This is a genomic window from Streptosporangium longisporum, from assembly GCF_039534895.1.
Taxonomy (GTDB): Bacteria; Actinomycetota; Actinomycetes; order Streptosporangiales; family Streptosporangiaceae; genus Streptosporangium; species Streptosporangium longisporum.
Map to the genome: position 1 here is coordinate 287990 of NZ_BAAAWD010000002.1, position 21313 is coordinate 309302.

Consider the following 21313-nt stretch of genomic DNA (forward strand, 5'->3'; position numbering starts at 1 on the left):
ATGTGAGCGCGCCGGTAGGTACGCCTTCTGATGCGATCAAGATCTTCTAGTTGTTAGTACAAAGGCGGGGTGACGATGCCGACGCTGTCGTCGTGAGCGAAGGTGAACTCGGGCACGACCTTGATGACGCCCTCCACCCGGCCGATCGCCTCCACCAGACGGGTGATCTGGGACGTGCGCTCGACGACGCCGCCGACCGTCACCACCCCGTCCCGAACGCCGATCGACACCGTCGATGGATCGAGTCCGGCCGCACCGCGCACGACCGCCTCGATCTCGGCACGCATCTCCTCCGCCGGACGGGTGAAGACCCGCAGCAGATCCCGCTGGTGCACCGTGCCGATGATTCGGCCGGTGACCGGATCGATCACCGGCAGTTGCTTGATCCGCCGCTCGTGCATCAGCCGAGCCGCCTCGCGGACCGGCGTTCCCGGAGTCACCGTGATCGCCGGGCTGGTCATCAGCTCGGCGGCGTTGACGCCTGCCGCCTTTCGCTGCTCCTGCCGGCGTTTTTCGCCCTTGAGGATTCCGGCGCCGTGCCGTGCCTCGACGACTTCTTTGAGCAGCAAATCGTCTTGCGACACCACGCCCACCGGACGCCGGTCCGCATCGAGCACCGCGACCGCACTGACGGCGAAACGCTTCATCGTCGCGAGAATCCCCGCGAAAGAGGTATCCGGCTGCACCGCGATCGCCACCCGGCCCATCACGTCCTTGATTTCGATCGGCATGGTGTTCTCCTCTCACTTCACGCGGCCCGCGGTGGCCACCACCTGACGTCGGCCGCCGGGGTGGTACCTGGATGCGGGCCGCCTTGGCGACGCTCGCCTCTGTCTCATCGTCCGTCGCGAGCCTTGCCGCGGGACAGGGCGGAACGTCCCGTGACCGGGGGACCTCTTGCCCCTCGAATCCGGCTGTGGTGTAACGATCACACGATAGGAATCACTGGACGGGAAGAGCGCGAAAGTGGCGGTTGTGGTCGATCCCGCCTGGCGCCAGGCCGAGCCGATCACCGCCACGGTCGAGATCCTCAAAAGCCGCCCTGGGCCGTGGCATCTCCTTTTAACGGGCGGCAATGGATGGAGCAGGCGTCGTGGAGGTATCCATGATCTTCGATCGCCCCAGGTCGTGATCGGGTATGCCGTCCCAGGTCAGTGAAGGGGGGAGGCGGTAGCGCGTGTGACGATGGGAGGGTGACGCAGACGATGACCGCCTGGGTGGTCCGCCGTCCCGGCCCCGTGGCCACCCGCCCGCTGGAGCGGGTACGGCTGCCCGTGCCCGAGCCCGCCTCGGGCGAGGTGCTCGTCCGGGTCGAGGTGTGCGCGGTCTGCCGCACCGACCTGCACCTGGCCGAGGGGGACCTGGCTCCCCGGCGGTCCGGCACGGTGCCCGGGCACGAGGTGGTCGGGCGTGTCGCGGCCCTCGGTCAGGGGGCCGATCGGCTCTCCGTCGGCACCCGGATCGGCGTGGCCTGGCTCCGCTCGACCTGCGGTGAGTGCCGCTACTGTGTCCGGGGCTCGGAGAACCTCTGCCCGTACTCGCGCTACACCGGCTGGGACGCCAACGGCGGCTACGCCGAGTACCTGACCGTGCCGCAGGACTTCGCCTACCCTCTGCCCGAGGACCAGCCCGCCGAGAAGCTGGCCCCGCTGCTGTGCGCGGGCATCATCGGCTACCGGGCGTTGCTCCGCGCCGAGCTGCCGCCGGGCGGGCGGCTGGGCGTCTACGGGTTCGGCGCCTCGGCCCACCTCACCGCCCAGGTCGCCCTCGCCCAGGGCGCCACGGTGCACGTGCTGACCCGTTCGGCGGCCGCCCGCGCGCTCGCGCTGGAGCTGGGGGCCGCCTCGGCGCGCGGCGCCTACGACGCTCCTCCCGAGCCGCTGGACGCCGCCGTCCTGTTCGCCCCGGTCGGTGACCTGGTCCCGGTGGCGCTGGCCGCCCTGGACCGCGGCGGCACCCTGGCCGTCGCCGGAATCCATCTCAGCGACATCCCGCCACTGAACTACTCCGACCATCTGTTCCAGGAGCGCACGCTGCGCAGTGTCGCCGCCAACACCCGCGCCGACGGCCGTGCCCTGCTGGAGCACGCCGCCCGCCGTCCGCTGCGTGTCACCACCACCGCCTACGATATCGAGCGGGCCGACCAGGCGCTGGCGGACCTGGCCGCCGACCGTGTCACCGGCGCAGCCGTCCTGCGTATCGGCGATCGGTCACCTGCCGCGGGTCGCGGTGCCTGATAGGTGGGTCAGCCGGTGGAGGGGACGCGTCCCAGCGTGAGGTAGGCGATCGGGCCGACCGGCTGGACCAACAGCAGCGGCCACCACAACGCCTTGGACCCTCTGACCTGCTCGGCGGGCCTGCACCACAGGTCGGTGGCCGCCGTGGCGGTGAGCGACAGCTCTACGGAGGCCAGCGTCAGGATCGCCGTCTGCTGCCGGGCGGAGAGGTCACTCCAGCGCTTGTGTGAACGTCTCATGAGTGGCTCCTCGGTGGTGAGCGGCACGGGTTCGACGCGGAACGAGGCGGCCGGTGCCTGCGGCTTCCCGGTGACGGCGGTGCGACCGGCCACGACCGCCTCCTTCCCCTTCATCACACACCCGCGGGAGAGTTGCGGCACCGGCCGGACGTCACCTGCCGCGAGGACCATCGTCCTGGGCCACCGCGCCGGCCGTCCTCCGCTCGCCATCGCGCAGAAAAACCGCACAGGCCGTGAAACGCCTCATCGTCGTGCGGTCTCCACCGTCATGGGACCGCCGGCCGTGCGGAACACCCGGGATTCGAGGCCATCGGCGCGCGGTTCGGGACTTTCAGCAGGTGGCGTGAGCGCGGCCGGGTGGTGGGCTGGTGGGGTAAGCCGTTCTCATCGGTGTCTCCCGGAAGGAGCCCGGACCATGAGCGCCTATCCCGTACGCGTGCGCGGCCACCTGGACGAGCCGCTGAGCCGGGGCCTGTGGCTGGTCAAGTGGCTGCTGGCCCTCCCGCACTACCTCGTCCTGGGGTTGTTGTGGATCGCCTTCGCCGTCCTGACGGTGATCGCCTTCTTCGCGATCCTGTTCACCGGCCGCTACCCCCGGCCGATCTTCGAGTTCAACGCAGGCGTGCTCCGCTGGACGTGGCGGGTCGCCTTCTACGGCTACGCGGCGCTGGGCACCGACCGCTACCCGCCCTTCACCCTCGGCCCGGCCCCGGACTACCCGGCCACGCTGGAGATCGACTACCCGGTACGGCTCTCGCGCGGCCTGGTGCTGGTGAAGTGGTGGCTGCTGGCCATCCCCCACTACCTCGTCGTCGCGCTCTTCACCAGCGCCGCCGTGGTCCTGTGGCGAGACGACCTGCCGAGCTCCGGCGGCCCCGTGCACAGCCTCGGCTTCGGCGGACTCACCGGCCTGCTGGTCGTCGTCTCCGCCGTCGTTCTGCTGTTGCGCGGCCGCTACCCGCGTTCGATCTTCGACTTCGTGCTGGGCATGAACCGGTGGACGCTGCGGGTGGCCGCCTACGCCACCCTGATGACCGACGTCTACCCACCCTTCCGTCTCGACACGGGCGAGGACGAACCCGCAGGAGGACCTCAGCCTCCGCCCGGAGGGGCCGGCCTTCCCCCTGCGGGGAACCCCCTGCCCGCAGGAACAGGAGCGGCCCCCGTCGCCCCGCCCAGGGAGCGGTCCCACGTGTGGTCGGCCGGGGCGGCCACCGCGGCCGTGCTGGGCTCCCTGCTCGCGTTCTGCGCGCTGGGCGCCGCCATCGCCGGGACCGGTGCCCTCGTGCTCGGTTCCGCGCGCGGGCCCGACGGCTTCGTCGACACCGGCATCGAGCGGGTGAACACGTCCACGTACGCGCTCACCGTCGAGGACGTCGAGATCGAGGGGCAGGGCGTCGGGTTCGTCAGCGACGCCGTCGGCCCGCTCCGCGTCCAGGTCGCCGGGGCGGACGGGCCCGTGTTCGTCGGGATCGCCCCGCACGGCGAGGTCGCCGCCTACCTGGACGGCGTAGCTCATGACCGGGTGACGCATCTGACCTTCTCCCCCGGTCCGGATGACGGCGCCCGTCCCGTTCGCGTTCCGGGCCGGGTGCCCGCCACCCGTCCCGGTGCGCAGCCGTTCTGGACCGCGCAGGCCGAGGGGATGGGGCGGCAGACCCTCACCTGGGACATCCGGCCGGGCGAGTGGACCCTGGTCGTCATGAACGCCGACGCCTCCGCGCGGGTGTCCGCCGACGTCCGGCTGGGCGCTCCCCTGGCCTGGACGGGAACTTTGATCGCGGGGGCGTTCGCCGCCGCGGCCGTCCTGTTCCTGGCCGGCGGTGGGCTGATCATGCTGGGCGTCCGCTTGGCCGCGGTCCCGCTCCCGCCCCTCCCCGCCCCCGCCCCACCGGTCGTCAGCGGATCCGTCTGAGGGCCACCGGCCGGCCCTTCCCAGGATCGAGCCCGCACGATCATCTCCGCTCGGCGAGGTGAAGACCTACGGTGCGGCCGGACAGGACCCAAACCGTCCACCGGCCGCACCGCTCAAGGACCCTGAGCACACCCGCGGGACCTCCTGTGAAGTCGGCCGCGACCCCGCCTTCGGCTCGGGGCCGACCACGGCCGTCCAGGATCCGGTCTCCACCACCGTCTGTCTGTTCACCGCGATGCTGCTGCTCGACCGACCTCCAGACGACGCCCACCTGCGGTCTCAGACACGGGGTGAGCGGACCACGGCCACGGTGCCGCGGGCGTGGTGCAGAACGCCCCGGCTGACCGAGCCCAGCACCAGCGATCCCAGGGCTCCCCGGCCGTGGGAACCCACGACGACCAGGTCCGCCCTCTCCGAGGCTGCGGTCAATACCTCGACCGGATGCCCCGACCGGACATCCTCGACGACCTTCACCTGCGGGTACGTCTGCCGCCATGAGGCGAGCTTGTCAGCTGCGACCTGGTGCTGTGCGCGGCGGATCTCGTCCATGTCGTAGACGATCTCCGGGGCGTAGGCGTGTACCGGCGCCTGCCAGGCGTAGAGGGCCCGCAAGGTGGCGCCGCGCAGCGCGGCCTGCTCGAAGGCGTAAGCCAGGGCAGGGTCGCACTGCGGGGAGTCGTCGATGCCGACGACGATCTCCCCGTGAGCGGTCCGGGGCCCGGGGTGGACGACGACCACCGGCCCGCGGGCGTGCCCGGCCACGTGCGTGCTCACCGAGCCGAGCACGGCTCCGGAGAACCCGCCCAGCCCCCTGCTGCCGACCACGACCTCGGCGGCCTCGGCGGCCTGGTCACGAAGGACCAGCGCGGGCGCGCCCTCGATCGTGCGGGTGGTGACCTCGATCCCGGGCCGGCGTTCGCGGACGAGGGCCTCGGCTTCGGCCAGGACCCGCTCCGCGTTGCGGGTCAGGGCATCGCCCCACTCCGGGGCGGAGAACCTCGGGATGTCGTACGGCGAGCGCTCCAGGGCGAAGACGATGCGCAGCGGAGCGCGCATGCGCGCCGCGTCGTCGGCGGCCCATTCCACGGCGGCGGAAGCGGCGGCCGAACCATCGGTGCCCACGATCACGGGATCGGACATGGTCGTTCTCCTTCGTGTTTCCTTGTCTTTCTCCCATCTCAGCGTTTCCCCGCGAGGACGTACCAGGGCCGGTCGGCCCATGACCGCGGGCCTATCGGCCGTAGTCTGCGCCGGGCCGGCGCGTGGGAATCGCGGGGTGGGTGTCCGAGAAGACCCGGGTGGTGCCATGGCGCCGGTGGAGGCCGGAGTTCCCGTTGCCGGTGGTATGGCGATGCCGGCTCTGGGCTGGGTTGCGGCAAGGTGATGGCCAGGAGGCGGATGGTGGCCCGCTCCGGCCCGTGAGCGGTGAGCAGGTCGGCCTCGTGCTGAGGCAGGCCGTGAGGCCGTGGCCGAGATCGTCAGGTCGCGCCGGTGAGACGGCGGCGAAACACCCAGTACGTCCACGCCTGATAGGCCAGCACCACAGGTGTGAAGAGGGCCGCGACCCAGGTCATCACCGTCAGCGTGTACGGCGAGGAGGCGGCGTTGGTCACGGTGAGGCTGTTGGCCGGATCCAGGGCGGGCAGCACGTTGGGCCACAGGCCGCCGAACAGGGCGGCCACGAGCGCGATCACGGCGATCGCGCTGGCCGTGAACGCCCACCCGTCGCGGCCGCGCAACGTCGCGGCCACGGCGCCGGTCAGACCGAGCGCGACCAGCGCCACCGCGGCCCACCAGATCGGCCTGTCACCGCCTGCGGCCAGCAGGAACGCCATCACCACCACGACTGCCGCCGGGGCCAGGCGCTTGGTCATGCGGGAGGCGCCCTGGCGCAGCTCCCCCGTGGTGCGCAAGGTCAGGAAGATCGCGCCGTGCAGGGTGAACAGCAGTAACGTGGCCAGCCCGCCGAGCAGCGCGAACGGGTTGAGAAGGGTCAGCAGGGTGCCGGTGTATTCGTGGTCGGCGTCCAAGGGGACGCCACGCAGGATGTTGGCGAAGGCGACACCCCACAGAAAGGCCGGGCCGAGGGAGCCCCAGAAGAAGGCCCGGTCCCAGCCACGCGTGCTGTCGGATTTGCCGCGGTACTCCAGCGCCACCCCGCGCGCGATCAAGGCCAGCAGAATGAGGAACAACGGCAGGTAGAAACCGCTGAACAAGGTGGCGTACCACTCGGGGAACGCGGCGAACGTGGCGCCGCCGGCCACCAGGAGCCACACCTCGTTGCCGTCCCACACCGGACCGATCGTCGCGACGATGGTGCGCCGATCGGCCTCCCCTCCGCCGAGGAAGGGCAGCAGGATGCCGACGCCGAAGTCGAAGCCCTCGAGAACGAAGTAGCCGGTCCACAGCACGGCGATCAGTACGAACCAGACAGTGGTGAGTTCCATGGCGGGGATCCCTCAGTAGCTCAGCGCGGGCACGGGGGCTTCCGAGGCGGAATCCTCGTGCGGCCCGATGCGGATGAACTTGATCAGCAGCCGCACCTCGATCACCGCCAGCACGGCGTAGACGAGGGTGAAGCCGGTCAGCGTGATCGCCGCGGAGGTGACGTCCACGCTCGGCGACACGGCCGCGGCGGTGCGCATCAAGCCGAAGACGGCCCACGGCTGGCGGCCCATCTCGGTGAAGATCCAGCCCAGGCTGTTGGCCAGGAACGGCAGCCCGATCCCGGCGATGGCCAGCCGGTAGACCCAGCGGCTCGACGGCAGCCGGCCGCGCCGGGTCAGCCACAGACCGGCCAGTGCCAGCAGCGCCGACAACGCCCCGAAGCCGATCATCAGCCGGAACGACCAGTACGCCAGCCCCACCACCGGCCGGTAGTCGCCCGGCCCGTACAGGGCCTGGTAGCGGGCCTGGATGTCGTTGACGCCTTCGACCTTCCCGTCCAGGGTGTTGGTGGACAGCAGGCTCAGCCCGTACGGGATCTGCACGTTGATGTGGTTGCGGCCGTTCTCGACGTCGCCGACGGCGAACAGCGAGAAACCGGCCGCGCTCTCGTCCTCCCACAGGGCCTCGGCGGCGGCCATCTTCATCGGCTGCTGCTCGGTCATGATCTGCGCCTGCCAGTGGCCGGACATCGACACCCCGATCGCCGCCACCGCGCTGACGGCCAGCGCCAACCGCGCCGACGTGCGAAACAGCGGCACATCGCGCTTGCGCAGCAGGAACCACGCGCTGATGCCCAGCACGAACGCCCCGGCCGTCAGAAACGCGCCGAAGATGACGTGCGGGAAGGTGACCAGGGTGGTCGAGTTGGTGAGTACCGCCCAGATATCGGTCAGCTCGGCACGGTCGTTGTTGATGCGGTAGCCGACCGGATGTTGCATCCAGGAGTTGGCCGCCAGGATGAAATAGGCCGAGATGTTGGTGCCGATCGCGGCCAGCCAGATGGTGGCCAGGTGCAGCCGGGACGGCAGCTTGTCCCACCCGAAGATCCACAATCCGAGGAACGTGGACTCCAGGAAGAACGCCATCAGCCCTTCCATGGCCAGCGGCGCCCCGAACACGTCCCCGACGAAGCGTGAGTAGTCACTCCAGTTCATTCCGAACTGGAACTCCTGCACGATCCCCGTCACCACGCCCATCGCAAAGTTGATCAGAAACAGGCGCCCCCAGAACCGGGTCAGCCGCAGATACTCCGGCTTCTTCGTCCGGTACCAGGCCGTCTGCAGCCCGGCCACGATGATTGACAAGCCGATCGTGAGCGGCACGAACAAGAAGTGGTAAACGGTCGTGATACCGAACTGCCAGCGCGAGAGGTCGAGCACATCCATGCCGCCAGGCTGGAGGACAGCCGCTCCGCCGCGTAGAGCCCAGCGGCCTCTGCCCGGAGGGACTTTGGTCCCGCGCCTTCCACCGGTGTTCCCGGCCACTTCGTGTCCTGCCGGTTTCGACGGCTCGGATCCGGGCGTCGCGCGCTAGAACGACTTTCACCTGCGGGTATGCCTGCCGCCACACGGTGGGAGCGCCTGCGGCGTGGCGCCGCGTGGCGCCAGGCCCCTGCTGCCGACCGTGATCTCGGTGGCGTCGGCGGCCTGGTCGCGCAGGACCACCGCCTCCCGTCTCCGCGTTCCTCCGTAAGGACGCACCAGGGCCGGTCGGCCCACGCCCGCGGGCCCATCGGCCGTGGTCGGCGGCCGGGTCGGCGCGGACACTGAAGGCATGGACGATCCGTCCGTGCGCGACGACGGGATAGAGCCGGATGCAGTCATCGTGTGTTCTGGCACGTCTCGAATCGTCAAGAGGAAAAGGAGCGACGATGGCCCGCCAGATCGCCATGACCTACCGGCCCCCCTCCGCGGCAGGTCTCGAGGCCCGCATCCACAATCTGGAGATTCAGGTCGCCCATCTCACGGAGCTGGTCGAGGCGCTGACACAAGAACCCACGACCCGCTCTTGACCGGAGGGGCTCGCCGGAGCCCGGAACGGAGGGCAAGGCGGGGACCGCCGCGGGGACGATCCGTCTGCTCGACGCGCCGGCCGACGGCACTGCCGGTGTCGACCGCCCTGAGCGTTGACGGTCCTTCAGCCCCGCACTCCAGGCCCTCCAGCCCCGAAACGACCCGTCGCCATAGGCATGGCGTCGAAGAGAAACGCCACAGGAGGCCGTGATGAACACTGTGCTGAAGTCGTCCGCCCGGATGGGGTTACTGGCCGCGGGCATCGCCGCGGCAACCTACCCGCTGTTGCTCCGCAGACGGTGCCTGACCTGGGGAGCGACCCACGACGAGGCGGGAAGTGTGTTGCCCGGGGACGAGTTGTTGCCCGGGCCCTGCTTGGTCGCCACCCGCGCCGTCACCGTCGACGCGCCGCCCGGTGCCATCTGGCCGTGGCTGGTGCAGATGGGCAGCGGTCGCGGGGGCGCCTACACCTACGACTGGATCGAGAACCTCTTCGGCCTGGACATGCACAGCGCCGATGAGATCCTGCCGCAGTTCCAGGGCCTCAAGGCCGGCGACGTCCTGCCTCTGGGGGCGACCGGCCCGCGGATGCGCGCGCAGGTCGTGGAGGCGCAACAGGCACTGGTGTTCCAGTCCGAGGACGGCAACTGGGTGTGGGCCTTCATCTTGCGTCCCGAAGGCGAGACGACCAGGCTCATCAGCCGCAACCGGATCGCAGCCCCTGACGCCGGCCCGCTCGGGCGGCTGGTCACCCTGCTCATCATGGAGCCGGACAGCCTGATCATGGAGCGCAAAATGCTCCTGGGCATAAAAGAGCGGGCCGAACGCCTGGCGCGCATCGGATGAGCTCGCCGGTCGACCGCGTGTTCCCCTCGGCGGCGGGTCGGTGACCCGCCGCCGACGGGTGCATCACGGACCGCGGCTACCGCTGCGCGGCCATGCGGGCGGCCATCTCCACCAGCCGGCCGGCGTAGGCGCCCTCGTTGTCGTACCAGCCGAAAACCTTGACCAGCTCGCCACCGGCCTGGGTGAGGGCGGAGTCGAAGACGCAGGAGGCGGGGTCGCCGATGATGTCGCGGGAGACCAGCGGGGCGGTGCTGTAGCGCAGGATGCCCTGCAGCTCTCCCCCGGCCGCCTCGGCGAAGGCCTGGTTGACCTCCTCGGCGGTGACCGGCCGGGTCAGCAGCGCCGACAGGTCGGTCAGTGAGCCGTCCTCCACCGGCACCCGCAGGGCGACGCCGTCCAGCCGTCCGGCCAGCTCGGGCAGGACCTCGCCCACCATGCGGGCCGCGCCGGTGGTGGTGGGGATGATGTTGACCGCGGCGGAGCGGGCCCGGCGCGGGTCCTTGTGGGGGGCGTCCAGCAGCCGTTGGTCGCCGGTGTAGGCGTGCACCGTCGTCATGAATCCCTTGACCAGGCCGAACCTCTCGTGCAGCACCTTGACCATCGGCGCGACGCAGTTGGTGGTGCAGGAGGCCAGGGAGACGATCTCGTGGCGGGCCGGGTCGTAGGCAGCGTCGTTGACGCCGGGCACGATGGTGGCGTCGACGTTCTTGCCCGGCGCGGAAATGAGCACCCGGCGGGCGCCGCCCTTGAGGTGGACGGCCGCCTGGTCACGGGTGCGGAACCTGCCGGTGGCCTCGATGACCAGGTCGGCTCCGCGGGCGGCCCAGTCGATGTCGGCCGGGTCGCGGTGCGCGGTGACCGGGATGTCGCGGCCGTCGACGTCGATCGAGGTCACCGAGGAGGTGACCGGAAGGCCGAGGGGGCCGTAGGTGGAGTCGAACGCCAGCAGGTGCGCCAGGGCGGGGGCGTCGGCGAGGTCGTTGATCGCGACGACCTCCAGTCCCGCGGGCAGCGCGCGTCGCAGGAAGGCTCTGCCGATGCGGCCGAATCCGTTGATGCCGATCCTCATGGTGGTTCCTTCCGACGTTGGGTTCCGATCTCATCGTCCGGCGCGAGGGCCGGTCGCTGTAGGGGCCAAGGGCCCGGCCAGACGGCCTGATGACCCGGCGGCGCAGGACTTACGGCCCTGCGCAGGCGGTGGGGCCGGCGACGGGAGAGGAGATGCCTCGTCTGCGGGGAGAATGTGACGCGGGCCGAGGGCGGCGAGTTCGCTCCGCAGGGCGGCGACCAGGACGGGCAGGTCGGGTATGTGGTCGGGGTCGGCGATGAGCGCGATCGTGAGCGTCCCGGCGTAGGACAGGATGTCGAAGCTCACCGGCATGTTGCCGCTCTCGGAGACCGCGAGCGGGACGATCGCGCGGATCGCGGCGCCTGCGAAGGTCAGCGGCCGGTCGGGACCGCGCACGTTGCTCACCAGTGTGTGGATGCGGCGCTGACGCCGCATGAACCAGCGGTAAAGCCCGAGCCGGATCGCGCCGCGCAGCGGCGGGAGCAGCAAGGCGATGACGGGAGGCCCTGATATCCGTTCCTTGCGCGCCGTCAGGACGGCGGCGACTTTCTCCAGCCGTTCCGGCGGGTCGCCCGCGGTGGGAAGGGTCACCACCAGCGGGCGGGCCTGATTGCCCAGCTGGTCGGTGGCGGTGACGCGACGGCCGGCGACCATGATCCCCACAGTGAGGGTGTCGGCGACCTCGCCCCGGTGGGCCAGCAGCGTACGCAGCGCACCGGTGATCGCGGTCAGCAGGGCATCGTTGACGGTGCCGCCGCGACGGTGGGCCGCCGCCCGCAGCTCGGCCAGGTCGGTGCGGACCACCTCCACCCGGCGCCGGGGCCCGGTCGGCCGCAGCAGCGAGCACCGGGCGGCGGGCACGGGATGCAGTTCGCCCCCGGCCGAGGTGACCGTCCGTACGGCACGCCACAACAGCGACGGCCGGGGCAGCGCCCGCAGCCGTTCCCGGAGGGCGTCGGCGGCGAGCGCGGGAAGCGAGGGCCTGCGCCGGGGAAAGGCGGAAGACGCCGGTGTGGCCGTCGTCCGTACCGGTGTGGCCGTCTCGTCCACCAGTTCGGCGAGTACGGCAAGCCCGCCGATGCCGTCGGCCAGCACGTGGTCCACGACCATGACCAGCCCGGTCGCGCCGTCGGCCAGGCCCGTGACGAACACCGCCGCCCACAGCGGCCGGTTCGCCGGCAGCCGCTCGCACACCACGGCGGTGGCCGCGTCCAGCAGCGCCCGCTCATCCCCCGGTGCCGGGCAGCGCACGCTCCGCACGTGCGATCCGATGTCGAAGGCCGGATCGTCGGCCCACACCGGACGGCCGCATCCCGGCGGCACCCGCAGCAGGCGCTGCCGCAGCCGCGGGACGGATCGGATCCGTTCGGCGAGCAGTTCCCGCGCGGCCGCCGGGTCGAATCCGGGCTCCGCCGCCAGCACCAGCAGCGCTCCCATCTGCTGGGGCATCGGCCCGGACGCGCCCATCGCCAGCATCATCAGATCCGTGGGACCGGCACGCTCGATCACCTGCCGCGGGCCGGTCATCGTTTCCCCTCCCGCGTCCCCGTGCCGGGCTCTCGGCCCCCGCCTGCGCGGTGTCACCTTCATGGTCGTGCGCCGTCTCCCGCTCGCGGAGCCTTCCGTTGCCGGGTCAGGGGGCTTTCGGTCCTTTTCCACCGGGGCTCCGCACCGATCACCGGAGACGGGCGCGGGATCGAGGGGATCGAGCCGTACGGTGACGGCGACGGCATCCTGTACCGGCATGAGCAGCTCGTCGCGGCCGACGGTCCGCCCGACCGCCAGCAGTGCGGCGCGCACCCGCTCGGGGTCACGGCTGACATCGGCCCGCCCGGTGCGCTCGACGCCCCGCAGGGTGAGCCGCAGCGAGGCTCCGCCCTCCAGGTTGCGCCACCACACCCGCGACCGCCTGCTGACCAGCGTCAGGCTCTGGCCGTCCTGGGCGTACTGCGCCGGGACCAGGACGGTGGCGCCGCTGCGCCGGCCGGTGATGGTCAGCAGGACGACCCACCGGGAGATCAGGCGATGCCACGGGGTGCGCAGCAGCCGACGTACCAGCGGGTCGACCAGGTGCCTTTGCACCCGGCCGGCGCCCCGGAGCGGGTGCCGGGCGGGCGGGGGCGTGGCGGGCGGAGCCGCGGGTGCTCTTCCTTCTGCGCCCGTCGTGCGGCCGGTCTCTGTCATGACGACGCACCACCTCTCATCTTGCGGCCGTTCACGACGGCGACGGCCAGAACTCCTCCCAGCGTCCAGGCGGCCACGACCGCCAGGTCCGCCCACGGCCAGGGGTGGCCCGCCGGGTCCAGCGCGGCCAGCAGCGCGTGCGAGACGTGCTTGAGCGGCAGCACGTCCCCGGCCCGCTCCAGCACATCGGGCAGCGGCCCGCCGACGACGAACACGTCCGAAACGAAGGCCATCGGCAGGAAGGTGCCCAAGGTGATCGCGTTCGCGGCCGCAGCGCGGGACACCAGCGCCGCCACCAGCGTTCCCAGGGCGGCGAAGCACGCCACGCCGAGCAGCACCGTCGCCAGGATCGCGGGCACCGCCCCGGGCCCGATCCGGACGCCGTAGCCGGCTGCCGCGACCAGCGCCAGCACGACGGCGGTGGCCAGAGTGACCCACAGTGCGCAGGCGATCCAGCCCGCGTAGTAGGCCCAGTCCGGCAGCGGTGTGCCGGCCAGCCGCTTGAGCACGCCCCGTTCCCGGTCACCGGTGACGGCCTCGGTGAGGTTGACATAGCCCGACACCCCGACCGTGTAAGTGATCATCGCGGCCAGCATGAACAGCGGCAGCCGCACCCCTTCCACTTGTACGTCGCCGAAGACCACCGAGATGAGCACCAGCAGCAGCACCGGCAGCAGCACGGTGAAGAACGCCGTGGACAGGTCCCGGCGCAGCCGGAGCGTGGCGTGCGCGGCCTGGCCGGTGATCAGCCGCCAGGCCGCGGGGCGGCCTCCGGGACGCGGCAGGTGACCGGACACCGTCCGCGCCGCTCCCGGGGCGGGTGCCGTCCGCGCCGCCCCCGCCCTTCCCCTCGCCTGGGGCCGTTCCCAGCGGAAGCGCCACACCGCCACCGCCCCGGCTCCCAGTCCCCAGGCCGCCAGGACGGCCAGATGATCACCGTGCAGGCCAGCCCCGGGCAGGAAGGGGTTGAAGTCATCGCGTACGGCGTCGGCGAAGTGACGCAGCGGGAAGAGCCGGCCGACGGTCTCCAGCCAGGCGGGCATCCGGGCACCGACCAGGATGATGTCGGAGATGAACGCCAGCGCCAGCAGCAGGCCGGTGCCGATCAGCTGCACCGCCGCCGCGTTGCGCACCAGCGCGACGACGGCGAAGCCGATGGCGGTGAAGCACAGCGCGCCCAGCAGCAGGGTGAGCAGCAGCGCCGGCATCGTGCGCCACACCGGCTGCACGTCGTAGAAGATCAGTCCCGCTCCGAGCATCACGACGACCGTCGCCAGCGCGATCACCAGAGAGGCGCCGGCCAGCCCGGTCATCAGCGCCCAGGCCGGCACCGGGGTGCCGCGCACGCGCTTGAGCCAGCCACGGTCGCGCAGGTCGGCCAGGTGGATGGCCAGGGCGCCGAAGCAGCCCTGGGCGATGCCGAACACGGTCATGACCGGGACGACGAACTGCATCACGTGCACGCCGGAGCCGGGGGCGACGGTCTCGTTGCCCACCGCCGCGCCGACGATCACCGTCATCAGCAGCGGCATCGCGACGGTGAAGAACGCCGCGACCGGTGTGCGCAGGAAGGAGAGCGCCTCGTGCCGGGCCAGGCGGGCGACCAGTGTGACGTTCATGACCGCCTCCCGTGCGCGGGCTCGTCCTCGGCGGCCGGGTCCCTTCCCGTCGCGGGCCCGAGGGCCGCCTCGGGCGTGGGGCGTGGGTCGTCGGAGCGTTCACCGGCCTCTTCGACGAGGTCGAGATAGACCTCCTCCAGGCCCGGCCGCGACAGCGTCAGCGAGGTCAGCTCCGATCCTCGCTCCAGGGCCCACCCGGTCAGGGCGTGCATGTCGCGGGCGGGCTCGGTGGTCCGTAGGGCCACGACCGCGCCGCGTGGCTCGATCGCCCCCGTGAGCACGGGCAGGTCGGCCAGAGTCGCATCCTCGGGCAGGTGGAAGGACAGTGTGCTGCCCCGGGTGCTCCCGCCGAGGGTGTCCGGCGCGCCGACGGCCACCAGCCGTCCCGCGCGCAGCACGGCGACCCGGTCGGCCAGGTGCTGGGCCTCGTCCATGTAGTGGGTGGTGAGCAGGATCGTGGTGCCCAGGGCGCGCAGGCCCTCGACCAGTTCCCAGGCGCGGTGCCGGGCCGAGGGGTCGAACCCGGTGGTCGGCTCGTCCAGGAACAGCAGATCGGGCCGGCCCACCAGCCCCAACGCCAGGTCCAGGCGGCGTCTCTGCCCGCCGGACAGGGTCCGGACCCGGGCGTCCTTCTTGTCCGCCAGCCCGACCTGCTCGATCACCTCGTCCGGGCGGCGCGGGTGCGGGTAGAAGCCCGCGTACAGCCGGACCAGCTCGGCGACGGTGAACTCCTCCTCGAATCCCGCCTCCTGCAGCACGATCCCGATGCGTTCACGGTAGGCCCGCCCGCCGGTGGCCGGGTCAAACCCGAGCACCGAGACCGTGCCGCCGTCGCGGTCGCGGTGACCTTCCAGGATCTCCACCGCGGTGGTCTTGCCGGCGCCGTTCGGCCCCAGCAGGGCGAACACCTCGCCTTCGGCGACGGTGAAACTCACCGCGTCGAGCGCGCGTACCGGTCCGTAGTTCTTGCACAACCCATCGACGATCACCGCGGTCATGTCGGCTCCTCACCTCGGGACTTTGATGATCCGCCGCCGTGCCGAGGCCGGGCAGAGTCATAGGACGCCTGGCCGCAGGGTCTTTGGGCCTTACCGGCGGGCACCCGGCCGGCCGTCCGGCGATGGTAGGGACCAACGGTGACCACCGGGGGACCTTGGTCTCCGGTCCTCGTGGCGGTGGACGGACATGCTGGAGATCCAGGGACCGCAGGAGGATGAGGAGGCCGGGAGATGACCGTCACCAGGCAAGAGGTACGGGTCCGTGGAGCGGAACTCGCCGAGAGGATCGGGGAGTTCATCCACGAGGGCAACGTCCGCCGGATCATCGTGAAGAACGCCCACGGGCATACCGTGCTGGAGGTTCCGGTCACCGTCGGGGTGGTGGCGTTCATCGCCGCTCCGGCCGTGACCGCGGTGGGAGCGCTGGCCGCTCTCGCCGCGGAGTGGTCCGTGGAGGTCGAACGCGACGGCCGCGACGGGGAGGTCCTTCCCCGGGCTCTTGAGCACGAATGACCGTTGACCGTTCCCCACCACCCCCGCTCTGCCCGATCCGGGTGTCCTGGACCGGGCAGGCCGGGGGCGGGATGTCACAGTGTGCTGGCCAGGGGCCAGGTGGCGTTGGGGGTGACGATGGTGCCCGCCGTGCCCTGCAGGATGTCCGAGGCTTGGTCGAGTCGGCCGATGGCGGCCATGTCGCCGGTGGTCTCCACGAACCGGCAGGCCGCCTCGACCTTGGGTCCCATCGATCCGGCGGGGAAGTCCAGCTCGCGCAGCTCGTGCGGCGTGGTGTGGCCGATCTCCTGCTGCTCCGGGGTGCCGAAGTTCCTCATGACCCGCGGCACGTCGGTCAGGATCAGGAAGGCGTCGCACTCCAGCGTCTCGGCGAGGATCGATCCGGTCAGGTCCTTGTCGACGACCGCCTCGATGCCCCGCAGCCGGCCCTTGTCGTCACGGATGACGGGGACGCCACCGCCGCCCGCGCAGACGACCACGATGCCGTCGCGGACCAGGTTTCGGATCAGCCGGGTCTCCACCACCCGCTGCGGGGCGGGTGAGGGCACGACCCGGCGCCAGTACGGTCCATCAGGTTTGACCGTCCAGCCGTTCTCCTCGGCCAGCCTCTCGCCCTCGGCCCGGTCGTAGACCTGGCCGACGAACTTGGTCGGGTCGGCGAGGGCCGGATCCACCGCGGAGACGAGCGTCTGGTTGATCATGCAGATGACCTGGCGTCCGGGCAGGGCGTTCTGCAGCGCCTGGAGCATCCAGTAACCGATCATGCCCTGGGTCTGCGCGCCGAGCGTGTCGAGCGGATAGGGCCGGGTGAGGTTGGGGTCGTCGGCGCTCTCCAGCGCCAGGACCCCTACCTGGGGGCCGTTGCCGTGGGTGATGACGAGCTCGTGCTCGCGGGCCAGTTCGGCCAGCGACGTCGCGGCGACGCGGACGTTGTCCTGCTGGAGGTCGGCGTCGGGCTTCTGTCCCCGCCGCAGCAGCGCGTTGCCTCCGAGGGCGACCAGTACGCGCATGGCTCAGGCCCCCAGGGTGGCGACCATGACGGCCTTGATGGTGTGCAGCCGGTTCTCGGCCTGGTCGAAGACGATGGACCGGGGCGACTCGAAGACCTCCTCGGTCACCTCCAGCGCCTCCAGGCCGGTCTTGGCGAACAGCTCCTCGCCGATCGCGGTCTGGCGGTTGTGGAAGGCCGGCAGGCAGTGCATGAACTTCACCCCGGGGTTGCCGGTCGCCTCCACCAGAGCGGTGTTCACCTGGTAGGGCAGGAGCAGTTCGATGCGCTCGTCCCACACCTCCTTGGGCTCTCCCATGGAGACCCACACGTCGGTGTAGAGGAAGTCGACCCCCCGCACCCCCTCGGCCACGTCCTCGGTGAGGGTGATCCTGGCGCCGGTCCGCCCGGCGAGTTCCCGGGCGGGCCCGACGGCCGCGCTCTCGTCGGGCCAGAGCGAGCGGGGGGCGACCAGACGCACGTCCATGCCGAGCATGGCGCCGGTGACCAGCAGCGAGTTGCCCACGTTGTTGCGGGCGTCACCGAGGTAGGCGTAGGACACCTGGTGCAGGGGCTTGCCGCCGTGCTCACCCATGGTGAGCATGTCGGCCAGCATCTGGGTGGGGTGCCACTCGTCGGTGAGGCCGTTCCAGACCGGCACGCCGGAGCAGGCGGCCAGTTCCTCGACGTGGGCCTGCTCACGCCCGCGGAATTCGATGCCGTCGTACATCCGGCCGAGCACGCGGGCGGTGTCCCTGACCGACTCCTTGTGGCCCATCTGCGAGCCGGCCGGGTCGAGGTAGGTGACGTGGGCGCCCTGGTCGTGGGCGGCGGCCTCGAAGGCGCAGCGGGTGCGGGTGGAGGTCTTCTCGAAGATGAGGACGATGTTCTTGCCGGCGAGCCGCTGCCGCTCGGTGCCGGCGCGCTTGGCGGCCTTGAGGTCGGCGGCCAGCTCGATCAGGTGGCGGAATTCCTCGGGGGTGAAGTCGAGTTCCTTGAGGAAGCTGCGGTTGCGCAGGTCGATTGTCATGGGGGTCTCCATTGCGGGGATCTGGTCAGGATCGCTGCGAGATGGGCGGGTCGGGGGCTCCTGCCGGGGTGGCCCGGCCGAAGGGGGCGGGGAGGGCGCCACGGGTCAGATGCCCTCGCGCTCGATCGGGCAGCTCATGCAGCGCGGGCCGCCGCGGCCCCGGCCCAGCTCGCTGCCCCGGATCGTGATCACCTCGATCCCGTTGGCGCGCAGGTGGTTGTTGGTGGTGGTGTTGCGCTCGTAGGCCACGACCACGCCAGGCCGCAGGGCCAGCACGTTGCAGCCGTCGTCCCACTGCTCGCGCTCGGAGGCGTACACGTCCTGGACGGCGGTCAGGACCTTGATGTCGTCCAGGTCCAGCGCCCGCGCGATGGCCCGGTGCATGTCCTCGGCGGGGTGGTCGGTGATCTTGAGTTCCTTCTCGTTGTCCCCGGGCTCGACCGTGTAGGAGGGCAGCATGCCCAGCCCGGCGAACTTGGTGAACACGCCGGCGTCCACGTTGGTCATGACCGTGTCCAGGTGCATGAACGCCCGGGCCTTCGGCATGTTCAGCGCGACGATCTTCGTGGCCGCCCTCCGCGCGAACAGGCTCCGCGCCAGCATCTCCACCGCCTGCGGCTGGGTGCGCTCACTGATCCCCACCAGCACCACGCCCCCGCCCAGGACGAGGACGTCGCCGCCCTCGACGGTGGCGGGCGCCGAGGGGGTGCCGGCCATCCAGACGTTGTAGCCGCCCTCGTCGGGCCGGTCGTAGCCGGAGGCGAACATCGGATGGTGGCGATAGATCGCCTCGTAGTTGACCGTCTCGTGGCGGCGGGCCTTCTTGCGCATCGCGTTGATCGAGACGCCGTCGTAGATCCAGCAGGAGGTGTCGCGGGTGAACAGGTGGTTGGGCAGCGGCGGCAGGACGAAGTCGTTCATCTCCAGCACGCGGAAGGCGAGGCTCCTGGGATCGCAACCCAGCTCCATGATCTCCCGCTTGGTGATGCCACCGGTCAGGAACCGCGCCAGCGTTGCGGTGTCCAGGCCGTCGAGGGTGTTGCGGACGGCGTCGGCGGCCATCGGCCCGAAGAAGCGCTCGTCGACGCTGCGGTCGAGGATGTGCTTGCGCGCCTCGAGGATGCCGACCGTGGTCCGCAGGAGGTCCGACAGCAGGTGAACGGTGATGCCGCGGTCGCGCAGGACCTGCTGCCATTCCTGGTGTTCCTCCACCGCGCGCTGCACCCACAGCACGTCGTCGAAGAGGAACTCGTTCTTGTTGGAAGGGGTCAGCCTCTTCAAGGACAGCTCGGGGCTGTGCAGGATGACTTGGCGCAGCGTGCCGACCTCGGAGTCGACGTGGAGTCTCATCGCAGTTCTCCCGTGACGATGTGCGTGGTCTCCTTCGGGCCGTACTCGCCGCGCGAGGCCTTGACCCAGATGTAGACGGGGATGCCCACCAGGAGCATGAACGTTCCCTGGAAGACGGCGTCGGCACCGGCGCCGAAGATCATCCAGAAGCTGAACAGCAGGGCCACGACCGCCAGGGCCATGTTCCAGGCCAGGTGCCCGCCCGCCGCCCGCCGCCCGTCGGTCGTCAGCCAGAACAGCTGGGCGGCGGCGGAGAACAGGTAGGGGACGACCGTGGTGAAGGCGGCCAGCAGCAGGATCGTGGTGAAGGCGTTCTCGGCGGCGAAGGCCAGCACGAACGTCGCCGAGGTCAGGGCCGTGCCGACGACGATGCCGACCCACGGCACGTTGCCGCCCCTCATTCGGGTGAACATCTTCGGGAACAGGCCGTCGCAGGCGGCGGCCATCGGCATCTCGGCGACCAGGAGGGTCCACCCGTTCAGCGCCCCGAGACCGGAGACGATCGCGAGGGCGGCCATCACCACGCTCCAGACGCCGCCGCCGAACATCGCGTTGATCGCGTCGGCGAAGGGCGCCGTGGAGTTCACCAGCCTGTCGTGGGGGACGGTCCCGAAGACAACGACGGTGCCGAGCATGTAGAGCACCGCGCAGGCCAGGGTGCCGTAGACGCTGGCGCGGCCGATGTTGCGCTCGGGGTCGGAGACCTTCTCCGCGGCGATGCCGGCACTCTCCACGCCGGAGTAGGCGAACAGCACCAGCGCGGCCGACACCGAAAGGGCACCGATCCACGAGCCGTCCGTGGCGTTGAAGGGGCCGAAGTTGCCCGCCTTGACGAAGAACAGGCCGACGATCGCGACGAAGACCAGCGGGGCGAACTTCACGACGGTGGTGACCAGCTGGAACAGGCCCATCCTGGTGACACCGGCGAGGTTGATCAGCGCCGGGATCCACAGGCCCGTCAATCCGATGACCACCTGTGCGGGGACGCCGCTCCAGTCGAGCCCGAACGCGGCGTCGGCGAAGTAGACGACGTAGCCGACCCAGGCGAAGGCGATACCGGCGTTGCCGGCCCAGGCGGTGATCCAGAAGGACCAGGCGTTGAGGAAGCCGGGGAACTCCCCGAAGCCCTCGCGGGCGTAGGCGTACGGCCCGCCGGAGGCCGGGAGGCGGCGGCCGAGCCGGCCGAAGACGACGGCGAGCGCGAGAGCGCCGAGGGTGACGATGCCGAACGCCAGGATGCTCACGGTCCCGAAGGCCGCCAGCGAGGCCGGGAGCAGGAAGATCCCGGTCCCCACGATGTTCCCGACGACCAGCGCGACGGCCTGCGGCAACCCCAGGCGGCCGCCCTTCGTGCCGTCCTCGGTCCTTTCACCTGCTGCGCCGGTCCGATCGGCGAGGGCCACTGCAGGGAGTGGCCCGCCTCCTGTGTCGTTCATGACGCCTCCCGTCGACGATGACGTGACCACCTGCCGGACGGCGGTGGTCTTCTCGGCGTGGACGGCGTGATGGCCTCTCGGATCTCATGTGGCCCGTGGTGCGTCTGTCCAGTAGCCGGGAAACTGTCGCTATTCGACCGTTTTTTCCGATTCTTCGTCACGGGAGAACGGCCTCCATCGACGGGACCTTTGTCCTCTCATGTCGCTGTCCTGGTTGTTCTTTGCCGTCGGCACGGAGGCGAGACGCGGAAAATCACGCATCGGCGCGAGGTCGGTGTCCCGGCGCCGCCGACGGGCACCGGTGACGACCCCGTCCTTCTCGGCCCCGCGAGTGCCCGTGGCCCACAGGTCCCCCCTCGCCGGGACCTTCGCCCCTGCCCCGGCCGCTGGCGCGGGACGATCCTCGGATCACGGAGGTTCGCCTCAAGG

19 protein-coding genes are annotated in these 21313 nt (G+C 70.9%); 5 read left to right on the forward strand and 14 right to left on the reverse strand.

Annotated elements, in window-relative coordinates; genetic code table 11:
* Window positions 1-53: 53 nt before the first annotated feature.
* Complete coding sequence (locus ABD832_RS01765; RefSeq protein ID WP_344887242.1) at window positions 54-731, reverse strand: CBS domain-containing protein; 678 nt, start codon at window positions 729-731, stop codon at window positions 54-56.
* A 462-nt stretch (window positions 732-1193) separates the two neighbouring features.
* On the opposite strand from ABD832_RS01765, the gene ABD832_RS01770 reads away from it, so the two are divergent.
* Window positions 1194-2237, forward strand: coding sequence for a zinc-binding alcohol dehydrogenase family protein (locus tag ABD832_RS01770; protein ID WP_413224908.1), 1044 nt, complete (start codon window positions 1194-1196; stop codon window positions 2235-2237).
* 8 nt (window positions 2238-2245) lie between these two features.
* Here the strand turns inward: ABD832_RS01770 and ABD832_RS01775 are convergent, their stop codons facing one another.
* Window positions 2246-2569, reverse strand: a complete 324-nt coding sequence (locus ABD832_RS01775) for a hypothetical protein (RefSeq protein WP_344887244.1) — start codon at window positions 2567-2569, stop codon at window positions 2246-2248.
* Window positions 2570-2891: 322 nt separating this feature from the next.
* Here ABD832_RS01775 and ABD832_RS01780 point away from each other — a divergent pair, with 322 nt between their 5' ends.
* A complete protein-coding gene (locus ABD832_RS01780; RefSeq protein ID WP_344887246.1) occupies window positions 2892-4391 on the forward strand; it encodes a DUF4389 domain-containing protein in 1500 nt (499 codons plus the stop codon).
* Between the two features lie 279 nt (window positions 4392-4670).
* Here ABD832_RS01780 and ABD832_RS01785 read toward each other — a convergent pair whose 3' ends face one another.
* From ABD832_RS01785 to ABD832_RS01800, 4 genes are all read right to left on the reverse strand, one after another.
* A complete protein-coding gene (locus tag ABD832_RS01785; RefSeq protein WP_344887248.1) occupies window positions 4671-5531 on the reverse strand; it encodes a universal stress protein in 861 nt (286 codons plus the stop codon).
* 338 nt (window positions 5532-5869) lie between these two features.
* Entirely contained in the window at window positions 5870-6838 is a 969-nt protein-coding gene (cydB, locus tag ABD832_RS01790) for a cytochrome d ubiquinol oxidase subunit II (RefSeq protein WP_344887250.1), read from the reverse strand.
* A 12-nt stretch (window positions 6839-6850) separates the two neighbouring features.
* Window positions 6851-8224: a cytochrome ubiquinol oxidase subunit I gene (locus ABD832_RS01795; RefSeq protein WP_344887252.1), complete on the reverse strand. Its 1374-nt coding sequence runs from the start codon at window positions 8222-8224 to the stop codon at window positions 6851-6853.
* A gap of 156 nt (window positions 8225-8380) precedes the next feature.
* Entirely contained in the window at window positions 8381-8503 is a 123-nt protein-coding gene (locus ABD832_RS01800) for a hypothetical protein (protein ID WP_344887254.1), read from the reverse strand.
* Between the two features lie 206 nt (window positions 8504-8709).
* On the opposite strand from ABD832_RS01800, the gene ABD832_RS01805 reads away from it, so the two are divergent.
* Entirely contained in the window at window positions 8710-8850 is a 141-nt protein-coding gene (locus tag ABD832_RS01805; protein WP_344887256.1) for a hypothetical protein, read from the forward strand.
* A 211-nt stretch (window positions 8851-9061) separates the two neighbouring features.
* A complete protein-coding gene (locus tag ABD832_RS01810) occupies window positions 9062-9697 on the forward strand; it encodes a hypothetical protein (protein WP_344887258.1) in 636 nt (211 codons plus the stop codon).
* A gap of 76 nt (window positions 9698-9773) precedes the next feature.
* Here the strand turns inward: ABD832_RS01810 and gap are convergent, their stop codons facing one another.
* The 4 genes from gap to ABD832_RS01830 are packed head-to-tail and all read right to left on the reverse strand — an operon-like array spanning window position 9774 to window position 15567.
* Window positions 9774-10766: a type I glyceraldehyde-3-phosphate dehydrogenase gene (gene gap, locus ABD832_RS01815; RefSeq protein ID WP_344887260.1), complete on the reverse strand. Its 993-nt coding sequence runs from the start codon at window positions 10764-10766 to the stop codon at window positions 9774-9776.
* 30 nt (window positions 10767-10796) lie between these two features.
* Complete coding sequence (locus tag ABD832_RS01820; protein WP_344887262.1) at window positions 10797-12950, reverse strand: nitroreductase/quinone reductase family protein; 2154 nt, start codon at window positions 12948-12950, stop codon at window positions 10797-10799.
* Complete coding sequence (locus ABD832_RS01825) at window positions 12947-14569, reverse strand: ABC transporter permease (RefSeq protein ID WP_344887264.1); 1623 nt, start codon at window positions 14567-14569, stop codon at window positions 12947-12949. The genes ABD832_RS01820 and ABD832_RS01825 overlap by 4 nt, the downstream gene beginning before the upstream one ends.
* Window positions 14566-15567 (reverse strand): ABC transporter ATP-binding protein, encoded by a 1002-nt coding sequence (locus tag ABD832_RS01830; RefSeq protein ID WP_344887266.1) that lies wholly within the window; start codon window positions 15565-15567, stop codon window positions 14566-14568. The genes ABD832_RS01825 and ABD832_RS01830 overlap by 4 nt, the downstream gene beginning before the upstream one ends.
* A gap of 231 nt (window positions 15568-15798) precedes the next feature.
* Here ABD832_RS01830 and ABD832_RS01835 point away from each other — a divergent pair, with 231 nt between their 5' ends.
* A complete protein-coding gene (locus tag ABD832_RS01835) occupies window positions 15799-16080 on the forward strand; it encodes a DUF4342 domain-containing protein (protein ID WP_344887268.1) in 282 nt (93 codons plus the stop codon).
* 74 nt (window positions 16081-16154) lie between these two features.
* Here the strand turns inward: ABD832_RS01835 and arcC are convergent, their stop codons facing one another.
* The 4 genes from arcC to ABD832_RS01855 all read right to left on the reverse strand — a co-directional run bounded on the left by arcC (window position 16155) and on the right by ABD832_RS01855 (window position 20884).
* The gene (gene arcC, locus ABD832_RS01840; protein ID WP_344887270.1) at window positions 16155-17090 is read right to left on the reverse strand and encodes a carbamate kinase; all 936 of its coding nucleotides are present in this window, start codon (window positions 17088-17090) and stop codon (window positions 16155-16157) included.
* A gap of 3 nt (window positions 17091-17093) precedes the next feature.
* Window positions 17094-18098: an ornithine carbamoyltransferase gene (argF, locus tag ABD832_RS01845; protein ID WP_344887272.1), complete on the reverse strand. Its 1005-nt coding sequence runs from the start codon at window positions 18096-18098 to the stop codon at window positions 17094-17096.
* A gap of 105 nt (window positions 18099-18203) precedes the next feature.
* Window positions 18204-19448 carry an arginine deiminase gene (locus ABD832_RS01850; RefSeq protein WP_344887274.1) on the reverse strand — a complete coding sequence of 415 codons (1245 nt, stop codon included), beginning with the start codon at window positions 19446-19448 and terminating at the stop codon, window positions 18204-18206.
* Window positions 19445-20884, reverse strand: coding sequence for an amino acid permease (locus ABD832_RS01855; RefSeq protein ID WP_344887276.1), 1440 nt, complete (start codon window positions 20882-20884; stop codon window positions 19445-19447). The genes ABD832_RS01850 and ABD832_RS01855 overlap by 4 nt, the downstream gene beginning before the upstream one ends.
* Between the last annotated feature and the right edge of the window lie 429 nt (window positions 20885-21313).

What these genes read in the sequence shown, in the direction of transcription:
- cydB (WP_344887250.1), bottom strand. Translation starts at nt 6,838, where the DNA reads ATGGAACTCACCACTGTCTGGTTCGTACTGATCGCCGTGCTGTGGACC.
- ABD832_RS01795 (WP_344887252.1), bottom strand. Translation starts at nt 8,224, where the DNA reads ATGGATGTGCTCGACCTCTCGCGCTGGCAGTTCGGTATCACGACCGTT.
- ABD832_RS01805 (WP_344887256.1), top strand. Translation starts at nt 8,710, where the DNA reads ATGGCCCGCCAGATCGCCATGACCTACCGGCCCCCCTCCGCGGCAGGT.
- ABD832_RS01835 (WP_344887268.1), top strand. Translation starts at nt 15,799, where the DNA reads ATGACCGTCACCAGGCAAGAGGTACGGGTCCGTGGAGCGGAACTCGCC.
- ABD832_RS01825 (WP_344887264.1), bottom strand. Translation starts at nt 14,569, where the DNA reads ATGAACGTCACACTGGTCGCCCGCCTGGCCCGGCACGAGGCGCTCTCC.
- ABD832_RS01785 (WP_344887248.1), bottom strand. Translation starts at nt 5,531, where the DNA reads ATGTCCGATCCCGTGATCGTGGGCACCGATGGTTCGGCCGCCGCTTCC.
- ABD832_RS01850 (WP_344887274.1), bottom strand. Translation starts at nt 19,448, where the DNA reads ATGAGACTCCACGTCGACTCCGAGGTCGGCACGCTGCGCCAAGTCATC.
- ABD832_RS01765 (WP_344887242.1), bottom strand. Translation starts at nt 731, where the DNA reads ATGCCGATCGAAATCAAGGACGTGATGGGCCGGGTGGCGATCGCGGTG.
- argF (WP_344887272.1), bottom strand. Translation starts at nt 18,098, where the DNA reads ATGACAATCGACCTGCGCAACCGCAGCTTCCTCAAGGAACTCGACTTC.
- gap (WP_344887260.1), bottom strand. Translation starts at nt 10,766, where the DNA reads ATGAGGATCGGCATCAACGGATTCGGCCGCATCGGCAGAGCCTTCCTG.
- arcC (WP_344887270.1), bottom strand. Translation starts at nt 17,090, where the DNA reads ATGCGCGTACTGGTCGCCCTCGGAGGCAACGCGCTGCTGCGGCGGGGA.
- ABD832_RS01820 (WP_344887262.1), bottom strand. Translation starts at nt 12,950, where the DNA reads ATGACAGAGACCGGCCGCACGACGGGCGCAGAAGGAAGAGCACCCGCG.
- ABD832_RS01855 (WP_344887276.1), bottom strand. Translation starts at nt 20,884, where the DNA reads ATGAACGACACAGGAGGCGGGCCACTCCCTGCAGTGGCCCTCGCCGAT.
- ABD832_RS01810 (WP_344887258.1), top strand. Translation starts at nt 9,062, where the DNA reads ATGAACACTGTGCTGAAGTCGTCCGCCCGGATGGGGTTACTGGCCGCG.
- ABD832_RS01830 (WP_344887266.1), bottom strand. Translation starts at nt 15,567, where the DNA reads ATGACCGCGGTGATCGTCGATGGGTTGTGCAAGAACTACGGACCGGTA.
- ABD832_RS01780 (WP_344887246.1), top strand. Translation starts at nt 2,892, where the DNA reads ATGAGCGCCTATCCCGTACGCGTGCGCGGCCACCTGGACGAGCCGCTG.